Below are 17029 nucleotides of genomic sequence, written 5' to 3'. Positions count from 1 at the left end.
CCGTCACCGGGCCCAGGCGGCCCTGACCCGTCACCGGGCCAGGGCCGCCTGGGCCCGGGCCATGAACTGGGTAGTCGCCGCCCGCGCCCCGGAGCGCCCCGCGCGGATGCTCCGGGCCGCCTCGGTGAGCAGGTCACGCACCTCGCCGTGCCCCTTCGGCGGCGGTTCGGGTGCCGGGCCCACCTGCTGGCGCAGCGCCTCACCGAGGGCGGCGACCTGCTCGGCCAGCGGATCGTCGATGGTCTGGACCACCGCCTGCCGCACCGTCAGGCTGGCCGGCAGCCCCCGTTCCACGCCGAGCAGCCGGCCCACCTCCACACTGCTGGTCAGGAAGTCGACCACGTCCGCCACCACCTGCGGATGACGGGTGCCCCGAAACCCGGCCCAGTACATCGACGCCCGGTCCCACTGGGCGGCCCGGGGGCCGGGGAAGCCGACCAGTGCCAACTCGTCGTCGCAGTAGCGCTGAAGTTCGGGCAACTGGTGGGACCAGGCGAACGACGCGGCGGTGTGCCCGGTGACGACCAGTTGCCGGGCCGGCTCGCCGCCGTCGGCCCGGTCGACCAGCGCTGCCGCCGGAGTGGCCTGCTGGCTGCGGGCCCGCTCCCAGAACTCGAACCAGTCCAGCAGCGCCGCCGAGCCGAAACCCAACTGGCGTCCCTGGTAGAACTTGGTGCCCAGGCCACGCAGCCAGAGCCACAGTGCGCGGTGGTCGCCCGACGGGTCCATCGAGCCGGCGACCCGGCCGCCGCCGGCCCGGGTCACCCGGGCCGCCCAGCTCAGGTAGTCGGCCCAGGTCATCGCGGTGGTCGGCTCGGGCTCCCCGAGCCGGCGGAGCAGAGCGCGGTTGAACACCACGGCGGCGTGGGTCTGCGCGGCCGGCACGCCGTAGACCCGGTCGTCGATCTTCCCGTAGTCCACCAGGCCGGGCGGCAGGGTGTTCAGGTTGATCCGGCCGTCGTCGACGTAGCCGCCGAGGTCCAGGAGGATGCCGCGCTGGGCGTACTCGCCGAGCATCGAGTCGTCGATCTGGAACAGGTCGGGCACGTTACCGCCGCCGGCCTGGGTGGCGAGCCGGTCGTAGTAGCCGCCCTGCCCCTGCCAGGTCACCCGGAAGGTGACCAGCGGGTTCCGGGCCGAATAGAGCCGCAGGGCCCGTTCGGTGGCCTCCGCCCGCTTGGTGCCGCCGTACCAGAAGACGGAGAGCTCCACCGGGCCGTCCTGCACCGGTGACTCCTCCTCGACGCCGCACCCGCTGAGGCCGCCGGTGGCCAGCACCGGCAGCCCGAGCAGTGCACCGAGCAGCCGCCGGCGGGCCGGGTCGATGCCGGGTCGGGGCAGCGGGGGACGCACAGCGGGCAACGGGTGCTCCTGGGAAGGGGTGGGCCGGTAGCCGGATCATTCACGCAGGTGGCGCAGGTGGGTGTCAACGGGCCGGTCGGCCTGCCGGCCGCCCCGGCTCCGGGTGGGCGCACCGGCGGGCCGGGCACCCGTGGTGTACTAGGGCGCGTGGAACTTTTGCACTCGGGCAAGGTCCGGGACGTCTACACCGACGGCGACGACCTGATCCTGGTCGCCTCCGACCGGATCTCCGTCTACGACGTGGTGCTACCCACCCCGATCCCGGACAAGGGTCGGCTGCTCACCGCCCTGTCGCTCTGGTGGTTCGAGCAACTCGCCGACCTGGTGCCGAACCACGTCATCTCCGCCACCGAGGTGCCCGCCGAGTTCGCCGGTCGGGCGATCCGCTGCCGCCGGCTGGACATGGTGCCCGTCGAGTGCGTCGCCCGGGGTTACCTGACCGGCGGTGGCCGCACGGAGTACGAGCGCACCGGCGCGGTCTCCGGCGTGCCGCTGCCACGTGGCCTGGTCGAGGCGTCGATCCTGCCGGAGCCGATCTTCACCCCGTCGACCAAGGCGCCGGCCGGGGAGCACGACGAGCCGATCACCTTCGCCGAGGTGGTGGACAAGGTGGGTGCCGAGACCGCCGAGCGGCTGCGCCAGATCACCCTCGACGTCTACCGGCGGGGCGCGGAACTCGCCGCCGACCGGGGCATCCTGGTCGCCGACACCAAGATCGAACTGGGCTGGGCGGCGGACGGCACCCTGGTCCTCGGCGACGAGGTGCTCACCTCCGACTCGTCCCGCTACTGGCCGGCCGAGTCGTACCAGCCGGGTCGCACCCAGTTCTCCTACGACAAGCAGTACGTCCGGGACTGGGCGACCAGCAGCGGCTGGAACAAGCAGCCCCCCGCGCCCGAGGTCCCGGCCGACGTGGTCGAGGCGACCCGGGCCCGCTACGTCGACGTCTACGAGCGGCTCACCGGCGAACGCTGGTCCTGACCCACCGTTCCCGGCCGGCGCTGCACGGGCGGGCCGGGAACAGGGTCAGTTGCCGCCCAGGACGGTCTTCGGCTCGGCCCGGTAGGAGCGGTCCTCGGCCTGCTTGCCGAGCACACCGCCACCCGGGGTCTCCACGCTGAACGCCTGCTCGTCGGTGACGATCCCCGGGCCGTCGCGGCCCTCGTCCCGGTCGTCGTGCCGCGCGGCGGTGGCCCGCCGGGGAGCCAGCTCCGGCGGCACCGGCTGCCCGCCCCGTGCCGGTCGGGGTGCCGGCCCGGCCGACGGGCGACCCCGCAACGCGCCCGGCACCTCCTCCAGCCGGGACACCCGCCCGCCGGACGGTGGCGCGGCCGGCGCGTCCAGCACCGGTGCGGTCGCCTCCGACCGGCCGTCGGCCAGCCACTCGCCGCCCGAGGCCGCCGGGCGTGCCGCGTCGCCCCGGTCACGTCGCTTCGACCGGGGCGTCCCCGGCACCGCGACACTCCTGGCCGGGTTGCCCAGCACGGACGGGGTGGTGCCCGGCCGGGTCGCCGCAGCGGCGTCGCCGGCCCGCTCCCCGTGGCGCGGCCACCGCCGGCCGCCCGTCGAACCTCCGGACGACGGCTGTGCAACACCGGTGCGGTGGTCTCACCGGCCGGCCGGCCGAACAGGTCGGCGTCGCCGGCACCCGGGCGGACGGACCCGCGTCGCGCCTCGTCCTCCCCTGCCCGGTGCCCGGCCGGCGGGTGCCCGGCGAGTGCGGTGCCCCCGTCGTCGAAGGGCCGCCGGCACCCCGTACCCCCGGCGGTGGGGTCGCCGCCGACGGGCCGCCGGGCCGGCGAAGCCCGCCCGGCGGCGCGGCCCGGCCGCCCGTCGGTGGCGGGGTGGCGTTCGCACCGGGGGAACGCAACGACGCCTGGGGCGGCTCGGTGACTCCCGGCGCTCCGGCACCACCGCGCAGCACCCCGCTGCGCAACCCACCCCGCTCACCGGTGAGCCCGTCCAGGCCCGGCGGCCGGACCAGCCCGGCCCGGCCCACCCCGGCGGCGTTGGCATTGGCGTTCACGCCGCTCAACCCGGGTGAACCGGTGGGCAGGCCGGGTGGCGGCGCGACCAGCGGCGGCGCGACCACCGGCGGCGGCGTCACGGCGGGACCCGCCCGCTCGTCGGTGCCGGGCGTAGGAACCGGCGCCCCGGTCTCCGGCGGCGGCCTGAGGGTGTCCAGCACCTGCCGGGCCAACTGATCCGGATCGGTCGGGGTGGGTCGGGGCACCGCCCGCACCGGAGTCGGGGGCTGGTTCGTCCCGCCGGGCGGACGCACACCGGGCGGCCCCACCGGTGGCGGCACGCCGACCGGCCCGCGCCACGGCGGGTGACCGACCGGGTTGAGCACCGCGTCCATCGGGAAGAACGGCGGACCGTGCCCGCCGCTGACCTTGCTCAACGTCTCGACGTAGTCGTCGGCGGTACGTCGGGCCAACTCCTGCGCCCGGCGGTTGAACTCCTGCTGTTTCTCCTGGACCGCCTCGGCCTCGGCCGCCTGGATGCCCTTCTCGCCGTCGTACAGACCCAGGGTGAAGCCCTGCTTGAAACCCTCGGAGAACTGCGTCCAGCCGTCGGAGTTCTTAGCGTCGTCGATGGCCTCCCGGTATTCCGTCCAGAGCCGCTCCATCTCCGCCCGGGAGTCGCGGGCGATGCCGACCATCGCCCGCAGCGCGGTCACGTTGTGCTGGGCCGCGTCCATCCACTCGTCGAGGTACGCCAGCGTCTTGCCCGGCCCCGCCTTGAGGAACGCGTCGCGGGCCTGCGGGGACTTCCAGTGCTCGTCGTGCAGGGTCTGGCTGGCGGACAACAACTGCTGGTGGATGCTCTGCAACAGGTTGTAGGCGTTCTGCCACTGGTCGGCCAGCGCCGAGATGTCCTCCGGGTGCTGCCCCAGCACCTGCTGACGGACCGCCTCGATGGTGGCCCCGCCCTCGCCGCCCGGTGCCGGGGTGAACTTCAGGTCCCGGTTCTCCGGCGGCATGACGTACCGGGTGCCCTCGCCGCGCGGGCCACCGTGCGCGTACGTGGCCTGGGCACCCCAGTAGTCGGCCATGGTGTCCTCCCCGGGCTCAGATGCCGTAGTCGTGCTGCTTGATCTCGTCCAGCGCCCGCTTGGCGGGGGAGTCGGTCAGCTCGGCCGGGTCCACGCCCTCGGTGTCCTGACCGATGTGCAGTTCCTGCGTGACGGTGCCCTTGCCGTCGGTCGTGGTGATCGTGTGCGTCCCGTCGGCGTGCTGCGCGTCGACCCGGGTGGCGGTCGGCTTGTTCCCGGCGTCGAGCTGCTCGCTGGTCACCGTGTGACCGCCGTCGACGCCGTACGACGTGGTCTCCCGGCTGCCGCCGGTGCGCCGGCCCTCGGCGTCGGTGTTGGTGGTGGTGACCACCGTCGAGTTGCCGGTGACGACCGTGGTCGTCCGGCTGGTGCTGCTGTCGAGCACCTTGCCGGTGGCGTCGGCCGTGGTGGTGACCGTCTCGGTGCCCACGCCACCGGGCAACGACCGCTGCACGATGGTGCGCACCACGCCGCCGGGGCCGAGCGCGGTGAAGGTGATGCTGCCGTCCGGGGCGACCCGGGGCTGACCCTGGTCGACGAACTGCTCGGGGGTCGGCGCGGCGTTGGCCTGACCGCTCGACACCGTTTCGAGGTACTGGTCCCACCAGGTCTTGCCGGAGACGAACGGCGGCAGCCCGGCCGGACGTGGCGCGTCGGCCTCGCCGAAGGCGAACCGGACCGCGTCCAGCGAGGCCGCCGACCAGCCGTCGGTGTTGGCGTAGGCGTCCGCCACCGTCTGCGCGGCCATGCCGATGTTGGTCAGCGCCGCACCCAGGTAGGTCAGGTACTGCTGGAACTCGGCGTAGTTCAGGGTGAGCTGGGTGCGGACGTAGACGCCCTCGGGTAGCGCGGCGCCCTCCCAGGCGCGATGCGGCAACTGGCCGAGCTGGCTCAACCGGCCACCGTGGCTCTGCAGGTTCTCCTGGATGACGACCATGTTCTTGCCGTAGTCGACCAGCCCGTCCGGATCGACGTCGACGGGTTTCTGATCGCCCAGCCAGTCGGTCCGGGTGTTCTGTTCGGTCTCGTGCTGGTACGGGTTGCTGCCGCCCGTGCTGCCGTCGTCCTCGGCCACCGAACCTCCCCTGGTGCGGCGGGCCCCCGCCCGAGTGTCACCGGAAAACGCCCCGAGCGTAACCGCTGCCGACCACCGCCGGGACCCGGTATCGCCGCTGTCGCTACCCCGACCAGCCACTCTGGACGTAGTGAGGTAGCCCGATTCGTTACGGGGCGCTACCGTCAGGGTCGGCCACGACGGCCACCACCATCGAGGGGACGCTTCCCTGACCGGGGGGCGCAAGCAGAGGAGCGGGTGAGTCCACCTTGACCGACACTCCTGGACTGGGTCAGGTTCACGCCACCCAGGATCAGCTGAACCAGATGGCGACGCGCTGCAACGACACCGGAGAGGGCCTCGCGCTGGGCATGGCACGGCTCATCGAGCGGGTGCAGGCCCTGGGCGGCAGCGGCATGCGCGGCTCGGCGAACAACGCGCTTCAGGACGTCTCCGTGCAGCTCAACGACGGCCTGAAGAAGATCATCTCGGCGCTCGACGAGCTGTCCGGCAAGATGACCAGCGCCGCCACCCAGTACGGCATGAACGACGAGGACGCCGCGACCGAGATCCGCCAGGCCGCCGCCGAGACCGGCGACGCCAGCGTGATGAGCATCCTGCGCGGCTGACGCCGCCGGTATCCGCCGCGGCCGCGTCGACCCTCCCGGGCGACCCGTGCCGCTGTGACCAGCGAAAGGTGACCCCCCAGTGAGCAGTCCCATCACCTACAACTTCGCCCAGATCTCCGACGTGGCCACCGCCATCGGCACCTACCAGGGCCAGATGGACGGCAGCCTCCAGGACCTCTACACCCAGTTCACCCAGCTCTTCGCGCAGGACTGGCAGGGGCCGGCGGGGCAGGCGTGCGACGAGGCCCGGCAGAAGTGGAACCAGGGCGCCACCGAGATCAAGGAGGCGCTGACCCGGGTCGGCGTGAAGCTCGGCGCGTCGGCCGAGCGGATGCAGCAGGTCGACCAGCAGATCGCCGCCGGTATGTGACCGTCCGGTCCGACGCCCTCCCGGCCGGAGGGCGTCGGACCGGCGGGGCGGCCGGGGCCGGGTCGGCCCGGTTAGGCTGCCCGGCGGAAGGGACCTCGGGGGAGGGACGATGGAGGAACGACCGAACTTCGGCGCGTTGACCGCCATGATCGGTGACCTCAAGAAGGCCTGGTCCGGAATGGACGACGTGCAGCGTCGGATGCTCCGGGTGACCGGCACCGCCTGGTCGGACGACCGCACCGTCAAGGCGGTCGTCGGCCCCCGGGGGCACCTGCTGGAGCTGGACATCGACCCGCGGGTGTTCCGCAACCCCAACTCCAAGGCGCTGGCCGCCACCATCGTGGCGACCGTGCGGCTCGCCGTGGAGGACGCCGCCGAGCAGTCCAAGGAGATCCTCGACGGCAGCATCGCCCCCGACCTGCGCCGGATGTCCCCCGGTGGGGCCCAGTTGGAGAAGCTGCTGCACAGCCACGACGCCGACGTGCGCCTGAAGGGGGACGACGATGAGTAGCTTCGTCGAGATCAGGACGAGCGTCGCCGACATCCTCGGCATCGCCAACCGGCTCCGGATCAACGGGCAGTCGATGTCCACCGCGATGGACGGCAAGCTCGGCGCGATCACCACGCTGGAGGCCGCGCCCGGGACGCTGCCGCGCGACGAGTTCACCGAGGAGTTCCTCAAGACGTACCACAAGTCGGTCGAGGTCTCCGGCGGTGGTGGGCAGCAGATGAACGAGGCGATCAAGGCCACCGTGCCCAAGCTCGGCGAGGCGATGGACAAGCTCGGCGCGTACGTGGCCGACGCCATGTGGAGCTACACCGGCACCGACGACGACAACGCCACCGACATCGACCGGGCCGGTGGCCGGCGCTGACCCGAGGCGGCCGGCCGGGGGACCCGACGGTGCCGGGGAGGACCCCGCGTGAGCGAGAGTGACCACGCCCTCGCCGAGATCCTGGAGTGGTTCTCCGACCTCGAAGCCGCCATCCCGGGCGTCCGCTCCACCGTCGGTGAGATCCTCATCGGCAAGATCCCCGAGTCGGACATCGACGCCGTCTATGAGCTTTCCGACGCCTGGGGTGCCGCGACGCAGGAACTCGCGGCCTTCTACGAGGAGGCGGTGCACGCCGCCGACGGCATCCTGACCAACTGGAGCGGCGACGGGGCCGCCGAGGTGTTCACCCGGGAATGGTTGTCCTACCTGGAGTCGCTCGCCGGCACGGTCGACACCCTCGCGTCCATGGAGGAGGCGGTACAGAGCTTCGGCCTCCAGGTCGAGCTGATGAAGTTCATGGCCCTGCTCGGCCTGATCATGCTCGCCGTCTCGCTGTTCATGCTGGTCGCCGCCGCCATCCCGTCGCTCGGCCTGTCCACCGCCGGCATCCCGGGGGCGTTCGCCGCCTGCCGGGCCGCGATCGGGGCCGCCGCCACCAACGCCGTACGGGCCATCGGCAGCATCTCCGTCCGCGCCGCCCTCGCCGAGGTGACCGCGCTGCTGACCCGTACCCTGCCGACCCTGGTGCGGACCCAACTGCCGAACCTGGTCCGCACCCAGGTCCCCCGGCTGGTCACCACCCAGCTGCCGCGCTTCGCGCGGACCCAGGTCCCCGCCTTCGTCCGGCAGACCCTGCCGACGGTGATCCGGCAGGGTGCCGGCACCCTGGCCCGCAACACCCTGCCGCGCAACGTCATCGCCCGGTCGGTCGCCGACCGGATGGCCGGTCAGTGGCTGCGCGGCGTCACCAACCGGGAACTGCTGCGTCAACTCGGCCGGGAGGCCGGGCTGGAATCCCGACGGCTGGCCGGGCGCAGCCTGCTCGCCGCCCGCAACCAGCTCGCCCGGGAGATCGAGGAACAGTTGCTGCGCAAGTTCGGTGCCCGGGTCGGCACCGACCTCGCCACCCGTGGCGGCGTACGCCTGGCCGGCACCGAGGCGTTCGAGCAGCTCAGCCGGGCCACCCTGAGCCAGTACGCGACCCGTGAGATCGCCACCACCACCTTCGGCCGGGAGCTGACGAGGTACCTGGGTCAGCGGGTGGCGTTCGGGGCGGGATTCATGGGCGGCGGCAACCTGCTGGGCCAGATGTACCAGATCGCCGGGGGCGAACGGGCCAGCCTCGACCTCGGTCAGCTCGGCGTCTCCACCGTCCAGGGTGGGCTGTTCGGGGCGTCCATGTTCGGCGGCATCCCCGGCCATGTCATCGGCGGTGGGGTCACCGGCGCCCTGGTGACCGGCGCGACCGACGCCGCGCAGGGGAAGTTCGACCTGCAGAACGCGCTGCACGGCGGCGCGGAGGGGGCCAAGGCCGGCGTCATCTTCGGTGCGCAGAACAAACTGGACACCGTCCGGGTCGGCGGTACGAACCTGCGGATCGGGCGCGACGTGATGGTGCTCCCCGAGGGGATGGCCGCCGTCGACCGGGCCGCCGGCCTGCGGGTCACCTACAGCGAACGGGGCGCGATCTGGGCCCACGTCGACGGCGACGGCCAACGGTTCGACGGCGGGGCCATCGCCGCCGACGGCACCGTGCTCGCCCGCGACGGCGTCCGGTCGCCCGACCCGACGGTGGTCGACGGCGACGGGCCCACCCCCGGCGGCCCGGGTGGCCCGCACCCGCCGCGACCCGAGCTGCCCCCGGCCGACCTGCCGCAACGCACCGACCTGGTGGGCGGCACCGGAGGCGGGGACGGCGGCGGCCCGCGCCAGCCCGCCCACCCGACACCGGTACGCAGCCCGGAGGGGGGAGTGCGACCTGCCGGGCCGCTCCGGCCGGCCGGTGAGTGGGCTGCCGGTGAGCAGACCACCCGGTCGGCGACTGCCGACACCCCGCCGCAGCGCAGCGGAAGTCCACCCGACGGCAGCCCCACCCGCCCCGACGCCGACCCGCCCCGCCGCGACCCTGACCCGGCCCGTCACGATCCTGATCTGGTCCGTCCCGTCCTTGAGCCGGCCCGTCACGATCCTGACCCGGCCCGTCACGACCCTGACCTGGTCCGCCGTGACCAGGTTGACGGCCCGCCCCCACCGTCCGTCCGCACCGAGTCGTCGCCGACCACAGGGGACGGTGGGCCGGCCAGCGGCGGGGGCCGGGTCGACCGGGCCGACTGGGAGCGGGTCGCGCCCGGCCGGGCCGGAGAGGACCTGGACAACTCGTGGCCGAGGAGAACCGGTGATGGCGATTCTGGTGGAGTTCGAACTGGTCCGGGAGGACAGTCGGGAGATCGAGTACAGGTTCGGCTACCCGGAGAAGAACCGTCGGCTGGTCATCCAGAAGGGGTCCCGGAAGGGGCCGGTCCTGGACGGGCCGGCGGACATGCGGTACCGGAAGGCGTACGGCAGGATCCTGCGGATGCAGGCCGAAACGGCGAGCTGGCCGCCGGGGGGCAGCTACGCGGCGTAGCGCAGGGACACGTCCCGGTCGAGCTGGTGCCGGCCGGGTCGCACCCGATCGGGCCCTCGGTGCCGCTGCCCGAGGTGGTGCGGTCGACGTTCGACGGGCACGTCGGTCAGCTGCTGGCCGGCCGGGCCGCCGGGCCGGTGGACCAGCCGCACCGGGCGAGCTGGGACGAGTCGTCCCGGCTGCTCACCGTCGAGTACCCGGACGGGCTCCGCGTCGGGGTGGTGCTCCAGGTCAACTCGGCGCTACCACCTGGGCAACCGGTGGTGCTGCGGCCGGGAATGATGGTCGAGCACGGGCAGTGGGTGCAGCGGGACCCGGCCGGGGTCGTCCTGCCGGAGCACCTGCCGACCGACCCGGCCGCGCGGGCCGCCTTCGTCGACAGGCAACTCGGCGACGCCTGGCGCACCCTCCACCACGAGATCCACCAGGTGCTCGACCGTCCCGTCGAGCCCGGCCGGTCCGGGATGCCGGCGGAGGGCGTGCCGGCGGAGGGCGTGCCGGCGGAGGGCGTGCCGGCGGAGGGCGTACCGGAAGGGGGACGGGACGGGGCGACGCCGCCGGACGGGCCGACGCGACCCGGACCGGCGCGGACGCCGCCGGAGCCGTCGCTTGCGGCGCTGGAGGCACCGGTGCGGCCCGACCCGCCGGTGCTGGACGCCGACGCGGTCGGTTTCCGGGACGCCACCGCCCCCGCGCCGGCACCGCCGACGCCGCTGACCCCGGACACCGTGCGCGGCCTGCTCGCCGGCGACCCGGCGACCCCCGGGCAACTGCGGGACTGGGCCCGGGAACACCTCGCGGTACGCCAGCAGGACGGCTCCTACCTGCCGCGCAGCCAGGCGGAGATCGACGCCGTGGTGGCCCGGCTGCGCGCGGAGACGACCGCGCTGGTCGCGCAGCGCACCCCGGCCGACCCGAACGCCGCACCACCCGCCGCCGTGCCGGATACCGCCACACCCCGGACCGTCGACGTGCCGTCGGACGGGCCGTCACGGGCCGGCGACGAGCTGCCGATCAGCCAGGAACTCGCGCCGAGCGGCAACTTCCCCGCCCACCGCACCCGGACCGGCGCGGAACTGCCCGAGCAGGTGCACGAGCTGGTGGGCAGAGCCAAGGAGCACCTGCTCGCCCGGTACCCGCAGGCGGCGGTCGCCGGCCGGCTCGCCGACCTCGACGCGGTGGCCGGGCAGGCCGACCGGTTGCAGGCGGCCGCCGACCGGGCCCGCGACGGCGGCCCGCTCGGTGACGTCGTGCGGGAGGTACGCGCGCTGAGCCGGGCGGTCGACGGGTACGCCGACCGCTACCGCGACTGGCGGGACTTCTCCCGGGGCGGGGAACACGCCGACCCGGGCTGGCGGGACCTGGACGGGGTGGACCCGCTCAACTCCGTCGAGATGGCGCACCGGGTGGTCAGCGTGGACCCGGTCACCCACCGGTTCCACGTCATCGACCAGGCGATCGCGGTGGCGAAGATCGGTGACGTGCTCGGGCCGGCGTTCGAGCGGCACGCGGCCGACACCTTCGAACGCGTCATCCCGAAGGACCCCGACTCCGCCCGCGCCCTGGTGCCGGCCGAGGCGTACACGCCCGCCCTCGAACAGTGGATCGCGCAGGGTGCGCGTGGCGGTTTCGACTCCCGGCACGGGCTGACCTTCGTCGCTGCGGAGGACGGCGGGCAGCCGCGACCGATCAGTGCCCTCGCCGCGACCGTGCTGCACGAGGGCATGCACCGCCTCCAACCGAACCCGGACCACATCGGGTCGCACCTGCTCGAAGCGGTGGCCGAGGGCCGGCTTCCGCGTACCGCGCGGGACGAAGTCCTGGTCAGCCTCCGCTTCGAGGGTGAGTTCCAGGCGTTCACCGTGCAGCAGCAGTTCCTGCGGGGGCTCGCCGGATTCCGTTCGGCCGACCATTCCGCAGACCCGCGCCTGCCGCGCTCCGACGGCTACCGGTCGCTGGCCGACCTCACCCCCCGGCAGCTCCAGGAGTACGTAACCAGCCGCTACGTCGCGCCCACCAGCCGGTCGGCACTCTCCCCGGACATGCTCCGGCGGCTCGCCGAGCTGCCGCCGGAGAGCTTCGTGGAACGAGCGCGGCAGGCGATCGAGGAGGCCACCCACCCCCTGGCGGAGCAGCGGCGACAGGGAACCCTCCACGGCCCGATGAGCCGTGATGTCGCCGAACGGTTCGGCCTCGACCTGGACGCCCTGGGCAGGGAACAGGCGGCGCGGGTGGAACCGCCCCTGCGTGACCGGGGTGGCTCTGCCCCGACCGTTCACCAGGACCCCGCCGCACCCCCGCCGCTCGCGGAGTGGGGTCCCGGGGGCCGGGCGGACCGTCCCGGGTTCCACCCGTCCGATCCGGCCCCCGAACGGCCCCGGGGTGGGCTGCGGCGCATCGTCGACCGGGTCGCCGGTGTGTTCCGGTCGACGGAGGAACCTCCGCCGGCCCCGGAGGGGCAGGGCCGGCCCCGGGGCGACGATCCGCAGAGGGCTCCGGCCGGGTGGTCGGAACCGGTCGACCGGCAGCCTCCCGGCGAGCCGCGACCGTGGGCCTCCGACGGTTCCCGGTCGCACCGGGAGGCGACGGGGGAGGCCGGACCCGCCCGGGGCGGGCTGCGCCCGCCCGGCCCGGCGGTGGATGCCGCCACCCTGCTACGCGCCGAGGAACGACGGTACGCGCTGGAGGAGCTGCGTGCCGCGACGGACCCGATCGACCAGGCACGGCTGCGTGCGGAGCTGGACCGGTTCGACGCCGACCTCGCCCGGCGCGGGTATCCCGTCCACCAGTTGGAACCGGTCCCCGAGGCTCCCCAGCCGCAGGACTCTCCGCACGTCGACGGACGCGACCACTCCCGTCACGACGAGCTCTGGACCGACCGTCGGTGGCGGCAGGAGGACCGCCGACCGTCGCTGGACGAACTGCTCCCCTCCTCCGACGAGGAGGTGGCGGCCTGGTCGGACGTCGTCCGCGCGGAGGTCGCCGCCCAGTTGGACGGGCGTGAGTTCGCCGGCCTGCGGATTCGCGTCGACCTGGCCGACGAGTACAGCGTCGGTGTGCACCGGGACCAGGTGATCGTCCGGGCCGACATCGTCGATCCGGAACGTGGCAGCGTCGGGCGGGTCGTGCGGGTGTTCCAGCGCGACCACGACGGCAGTCTCTTCGTGGAGCACACCTCGCTGCGGCTCGCGGAGAGTGTGCAGGGTCGGGGCTTCGCCCGGGAGTGGAACGCCTACCTGGAGGACTGGTACCGGGAGTCGGGCGTGCAGCGGATCGAGGTGCACGCCGCCTCCACCGTCGGCGGGTACGCGTGGGCGCGCGACGGGTACGACTGGGCGCCGGACACCGGGCACCGGGCGAACGCCGTGCTGGACCGGCTCCGGGCCGAACTGCGCGAGGTGGACGCCGACATCGCGCTGGCCGGCCGCCCCACCGACGGCCCCGTCGACCCCGACCGGCTCCGGGCGCGTTACGGCACCACCGATCCGCAGCGGGTGCTCGCCGAGGCGTACCGGCAGCGGGAGGCGGGGCGGGAGATCCTGGACCGGGCGGCCCGGCACCCCTTCGGCAGCAGCCGGTATCCGACCCCGTTCGAGATCAGCCAGGCCGGCTGGGGGGAACACCACCAGGGGCGGGACGCCTCGTGGATCGGCAAGCGGGCCCTGCTCGGCGCGGACTGGAAGGGCGTCAAGCCGGTCAGCGACACCGGCCCGCTGCACCCCCGCTCGGCGTACACCGTCGGGTTGCCCCGGGTGCCCGACCCGTCGGCGATCCACGGCCTGCTCAGCGGCGGCCATCCGCCGGTCACCGCGGCCCGCGTCCCCGACGCGCAGTTCCACGGGTACGGCCGGGACACCCCCGAGCCGGAGCTGGTACGGCAGCTCGGCGACGACGCCCTGCGGCAGACCATGGGCCGGTTGCCGGCCGACAGCCCGCTGCGGGACGTACGGCTGGAGTTGACCGCCGTGCCGGCGGACGCGCTGCCCGACGGCGCGGTGGCCCGGTCGGTGCCGGTCGACGTGGCCGGCCGGGACCTGCCGCACGGCACCGTCCCGCCGGACGGGGGAGGGTGGCGGATCGAACTGTCCGACCGGGCGGCGGACGTCACCGTGGCGCGGGCCGTCGCCCACGAGGCCGCCGAGCTGACCGCGATCAGCGAGCGGGCGGCCGGTGGGCTGGACCCGTTCGCCCCGGACGCGTTGACCCCCGGGGCGCTGGCCGACGGCGTCGGCCTGAGCCCGCACGACCTGGGCCGGCTGGCCGAGGCGGAGGTGCTGGCCGACCTGCTGCACGACCCGGCGCAGGCGGCGTACGCCCGCACCGAACTGCGGGCCCTGCGCGACCATCTCGGGCTGCACCCGGACGATCCGGGCCTGGCGACCCGGCTGCGGTTGCTCGACGGGCGGCTGAGCGACGCCGGCCGGGAGGCGCTCGTCGGCGCCGACCCGCCGGCCCGGACTCCGACGCTGCGGATGCTCGGCTTCGCCGAGGGGGTCGCCCCCGGCGGGACGGTGCACCGGGTGGCCGAGGCCCTCGGTGGGCGCGGCGACGAGCTGAGGATCCGGGTGCCGGGGGCACAGCCGTTCACGCCGGCCCCCGGGGTGCGGGTGTTCGGCGCCGATCCCGTCCCGGGCGTCACCGGGCCGCTGAGCCCGCTGCTGCGCCCGGACGGGCTGCCCGGCGACGTGGACGTGCTGGTCGGCCACGGGCAGACGGCGGGCATCGCGGACGTCCGGCGGGACGCCTATCCGGACGCCACGGTCGTGCAGCTCCTCGACCGGGTGCCGACCGACCCGGAACACCTGCGGGTGCTGTCCCGGGCGGACCTGGTGGTGGCCGTCGGCCCGGACGTGGCGGACGGGCTGCGGCAGGGGCTGACCGGGCTGGGCGGGCGGATGCCGGAGATCCGCGAGGTGACGCCGGGGTTCGTGCCCCGTCCGGTGCCGCCCGCCGGTGACGGCCCCGGCGCAGGCCCGAGGCTCCTGGTGTACGACGGCGACTCGGCCGCCCACCGCCAGGCCGCCCGGGTGGTGGCCGAGTTGCGGTCCCGGGGTCTGGACGGTGCCCGGCTGGTGGTGACCAGTGTGGAGTCCGACCCCGGCGTGCGGCAGGTGCTGAGCCGGGAGTTGAGCACGCTCGCCGGCACGTTCGTGGAGGTCCGTGCGCTGCCGACGGAGGCGGAAGCGGTCACCGCGACGTTCCACGCGGCGGACGTCGTGCTGGCGTCGTCCCGGGGCGGCTACGACCCCGGGTTCGTCCTCGCCGCCGAGCACGGCGTCCCCGTCCTGGTCGACGGCGCGACCGGTGCCGGCCGGCTGCTCACCGACCCCGACCGGGTCCCGGCCGGCCTGGGTCGGGACTCCGTGGTCGACGAACCCCGGTCCGCCCCCACCGCCTGGGCGGACCGCGTCCAGGGGCTGACCGACCACGCCGTCGCCGGCCGCGAGCGCGCGCTGGAGCTGCGGCGGCACCTCACCGGACGGTTCGGACCGGAGGTGACCGCGCAGGTCGTGCACGACGGCCTGGCGGCGGCCGGGGTGCGGGGCGGCCGGGTCGCCGACGGCGACTGGTTCGGCGAACTCTCCCCGTACGAGGTGGTACGTCGGAACCCGGCCCCGAGCGGGGAGACCGCCGGGCGGCTGCGGGTGATGACCACCTGCACCGAGTGGCACTCGAAGCTCGGCGGGGTGCCGACGGCCAACCGGGAGCTGACCGAGGCGTTCGCGGCGGCCGGGGCGCAGGTGCACGCGCGGGTGTCCGCGGTCGACCCTGACCAGCCGGAACTGGTCCGGGAACGCGTCGCCGACAACCTGGAGGTGACGGGCGTACGGCCGGTGTGGGGGGTGCTGGACGCCAAGGGCCGGCCCGACACGCGGGCGCTGCTGATGCTCTTCGAGAACCTGCCGCCCGAGGTGGACGTCGTGGTCGGCCACTCGCGGTTCAGCGGTGGCGTGGCCCGGCTGCTGGTGGAGCAGCTCTACCCCGGGGCCCGCTACGTCCACGTGCTGCACACCGCGCCGGAGGTGCTCGACGGTCTGCGGGGCAACCCGGGTGAGGGTCTCGGACACGCCGAGACGGAACGTCGCCTGATGGCCGGTGCCGACCTGGTGACCGGGTTGGGTCCGCTGCTCGGTCAGGAGGCGGCCCGGCTGGCCGGTGAGGGGACGGCCCACCCGCCCCGGACCCACGAGATCGTCTCGGACATGCCCCGCCTGCCGGGCGAGCCGGCCGTCCGGCCGGCCGACAAGGTGGGCTTCGACCTGGTCGTCCAGGGGCGCGCCACCGACCCGATCAAGGGCATCGACTTCGCCGCGAAGCTGATCCGTCACCTGCGTGCCGAGGGGGTCGACGTCCGGCTCACCGTGCGCGGTGCGCCCCCCGCCGACGTCGCGGCGCAGACCGAACGGCTCGCCCACCTCGCCGGGACCGAGATCCGGGTGCTGCCGTTCGTGAAACCGGGCAGCCCGGAGCTGATGACCGACCTGTACACCGCCGACCTGGTGCTGATGCCGTCGATCCACGAGGGCTTCGGCCTGGTGGCCAGTGAGGCCGCCCGGGCCGGGGTGCCCGTGCTGGTCGGCGAGGGCACCGGCGCGGGCCTGTTCTTCGGCGACCCGAGGTACGTGCCGGCAGCCCTGGGCGAGGCGGCCACGGTACGGGACGGGGTCACCGTCGCCGCGTGGCGGAGCGGACTCGCGGCGATCACCCGCCCGGACGGCACGGTCGACCCGGCGGACCAGCGGGCACTGCTGGACCGGGTGGCCGACGAGCGGGTCCCGGTGTGGGCCGAGCACGTGCAGCGGCTCCTGGGCGAGCTGTCGACCCAGCGTGACCGGGCGCTCGACCTGCGCCGCTACCTCGACGTCAGGTATCCGCCGGGCAACGCGGCCCGGGAGCTGCTGGAGGTGTTGTCACGCCCGACGGAAGCCGGGTCCCACCCGGGGCCGGTGTCCCGTCCGGATGCCGGGTCCCGCCCGGACTCCGCCGGCACCGGGTCCGGGCACGACGGCGACGCCGACGTGCCGACGCCCGACGTGCCGACGCCCGACGTGCCGACGCCCGACGTGCCGACGCCCGACGTGCCGTCTCCCGACGTCGACCGTCCGGCGTCGGGCCGCTAGCGTGGGGACGGAGCCGACCGGCCGACCGTGCAG

At 74.6% G+C, this 17029-nt stretch carries 10 protein-coding genes; 6 read left to right on the top strand and 4 right to left on the bottom strand.

The annotated features are described in order from the left end of the window. Positions 1 to 30 precede the first annotated feature (30 nt). Positions 31 to 1353 (bottom strand): ABC transporter substrate-binding protein, encoded by a 1323-nt coding sequence (locus ACQP2H_RS26070; RefSeq protein ID WP_433233680.1) that lies wholly within the window; start codon positions 1351 to 1353, stop codon positions 31 to 33. Positions 1354 to 1509: 156 nt separating this feature from the next. Between ACQP2H_RS26070 and ACQP2H_RS26065 the strand changes: the two genes are divergently transcribed. Then, complete coding sequence (locus ACQP2H_RS26065) at positions 1510 to 2343, top strand: phosphoribosylaminoimidazolesuccinocarboxamide synthase (protein WP_219464579.1); 834 nt, start codon at positions 1510 to 1512, stop codon at positions 2341 to 2343. A 45-nt stretch (positions 2344 to 2388) separates the two neighbouring features. Here the strand turns inward: ACQP2H_RS26065 and ACQP2H_RS26060 are convergent, their stop codons facing one another. Genes ACQP2H_RS26060 through ACQP2H_RS26050 form a run of 3 tightly spaced genes read right to left on the bottom strand, consistent with a single transcriptional unit; the run spans position 2389 to position 5495 of the window. Continuing rightward, on the bottom strand, positions 2389 to 2817 hold the full coding sequence (locus ACQP2H_RS26060; RefSeq protein WP_433229242.1) for a hypothetical protein: 429 nt from the start codon (positions 2815 to 2817) through the stop codon (positions 2389 to 2391). Next, positions 2786 to 4420 carry a hypothetical protein gene (locus ACQP2H_RS26055; RefSeq protein WP_433229240.1) on the bottom strand — a complete coding sequence of 545 codons (1635 nt, stop codon included), beginning with the start codon at positions 4418 to 4420 and terminating at the stop codon, positions 2786 to 2788. The genes ACQP2H_RS26060 and ACQP2H_RS26055 overlap by 32 nt, the downstream gene beginning before the upstream one ends. Positions 4421 to 4436: 16 nt before the next feature. Then, on the bottom strand, positions 4437 to 5495 hold the full coding sequence (locus tag ACQP2H_RS26050) for a WXG100 family type VII secretion target (protein ID WP_219464575.1): 1059 nt from the start codon (positions 5493 to 5495) through the stop codon (positions 4437 to 4439). A gap of 248 nt (positions 5496 to 5743) precedes the next feature. On the opposite strand from ACQP2H_RS26050, the gene ACQP2H_RS26045 reads away from it, so the two are divergent. The 5 genes from ACQP2H_RS26045 to ACQP2H_RS26025 all read left to right on the top strand — a co-directional run bounded on the left by ACQP2H_RS26045 (position 5744) and on the right by ACQP2H_RS26025 (position 16996). Next, positions 5744 to 6103 carry a WXG100 family type VII secretion target gene (locus tag ACQP2H_RS26045; protein ID WP_244252578.1) on the top strand — a complete coding sequence of 120 codons (360 nt, stop codon included), beginning with the start codon at positions 5744 to 5746 and terminating at the stop codon, positions 6101 to 6103. Between the two features lie 79 nt (positions 6104 to 6182). Beyond that, complete coding sequence (locus tag ACQP2H_RS26040; protein WP_088644222.1) at positions 6183 to 6473, top strand: WXG100 family type VII secretion target; 291 nt, start codon at positions 6183 to 6185, stop codon at positions 6471 to 6473. A gap of 109 nt (positions 6474 to 6582) precedes the next feature. Beyond that, complete coding sequence (locus ACQP2H_RS26035; RefSeq protein WP_219464573.1) at positions 6583 to 6984, top strand: YbaB/EbfC family nucleoid-associated protein; 402 nt, start codon at positions 6583 to 6585, stop codon at positions 6982 to 6984. Beyond that, positions 6977 to 7348: a hypothetical protein gene (locus ACQP2H_RS26030; RefSeq protein WP_208568082.1), complete on the top strand. Its 372-nt coding sequence runs from the start codon at positions 6977 to 6979 to the stop codon at positions 7346 to 7348. Before ACQP2H_RS26035 ends, ACQP2H_RS26030 begins: the two co-directional genes overlap by 8 nt. A gap of 48 nt (positions 7349 to 7396) precedes the next feature. Further along, positions 7397 to 16996 carry a glycosyltransferase gene (locus tag ACQP2H_RS26025; RefSeq protein ID WP_433229236.1) on the top strand — a complete coding sequence of 3200 codons (9600 nt, stop codon included), beginning with the start codon at positions 7397 to 7399 and terminating at the stop codon, positions 16994 to 16996. The last annotated feature ends 33 nt before the right edge of the window (positions 16997 to 17029 follow it).

It is taken from the genome of Micromonospora sp. CA-248260 (assembly GCF_050942205.1).
Taxonomy (GTDB): Bacteria; Actinomycetota; Actinomycetes; order Mycobacteriales; family Micromonosporaceae; genus Micromonospora; species Micromonospora antibiotica.
This window is presented reverse-complemented; position numbering and strand designations above follow the sequence as displayed.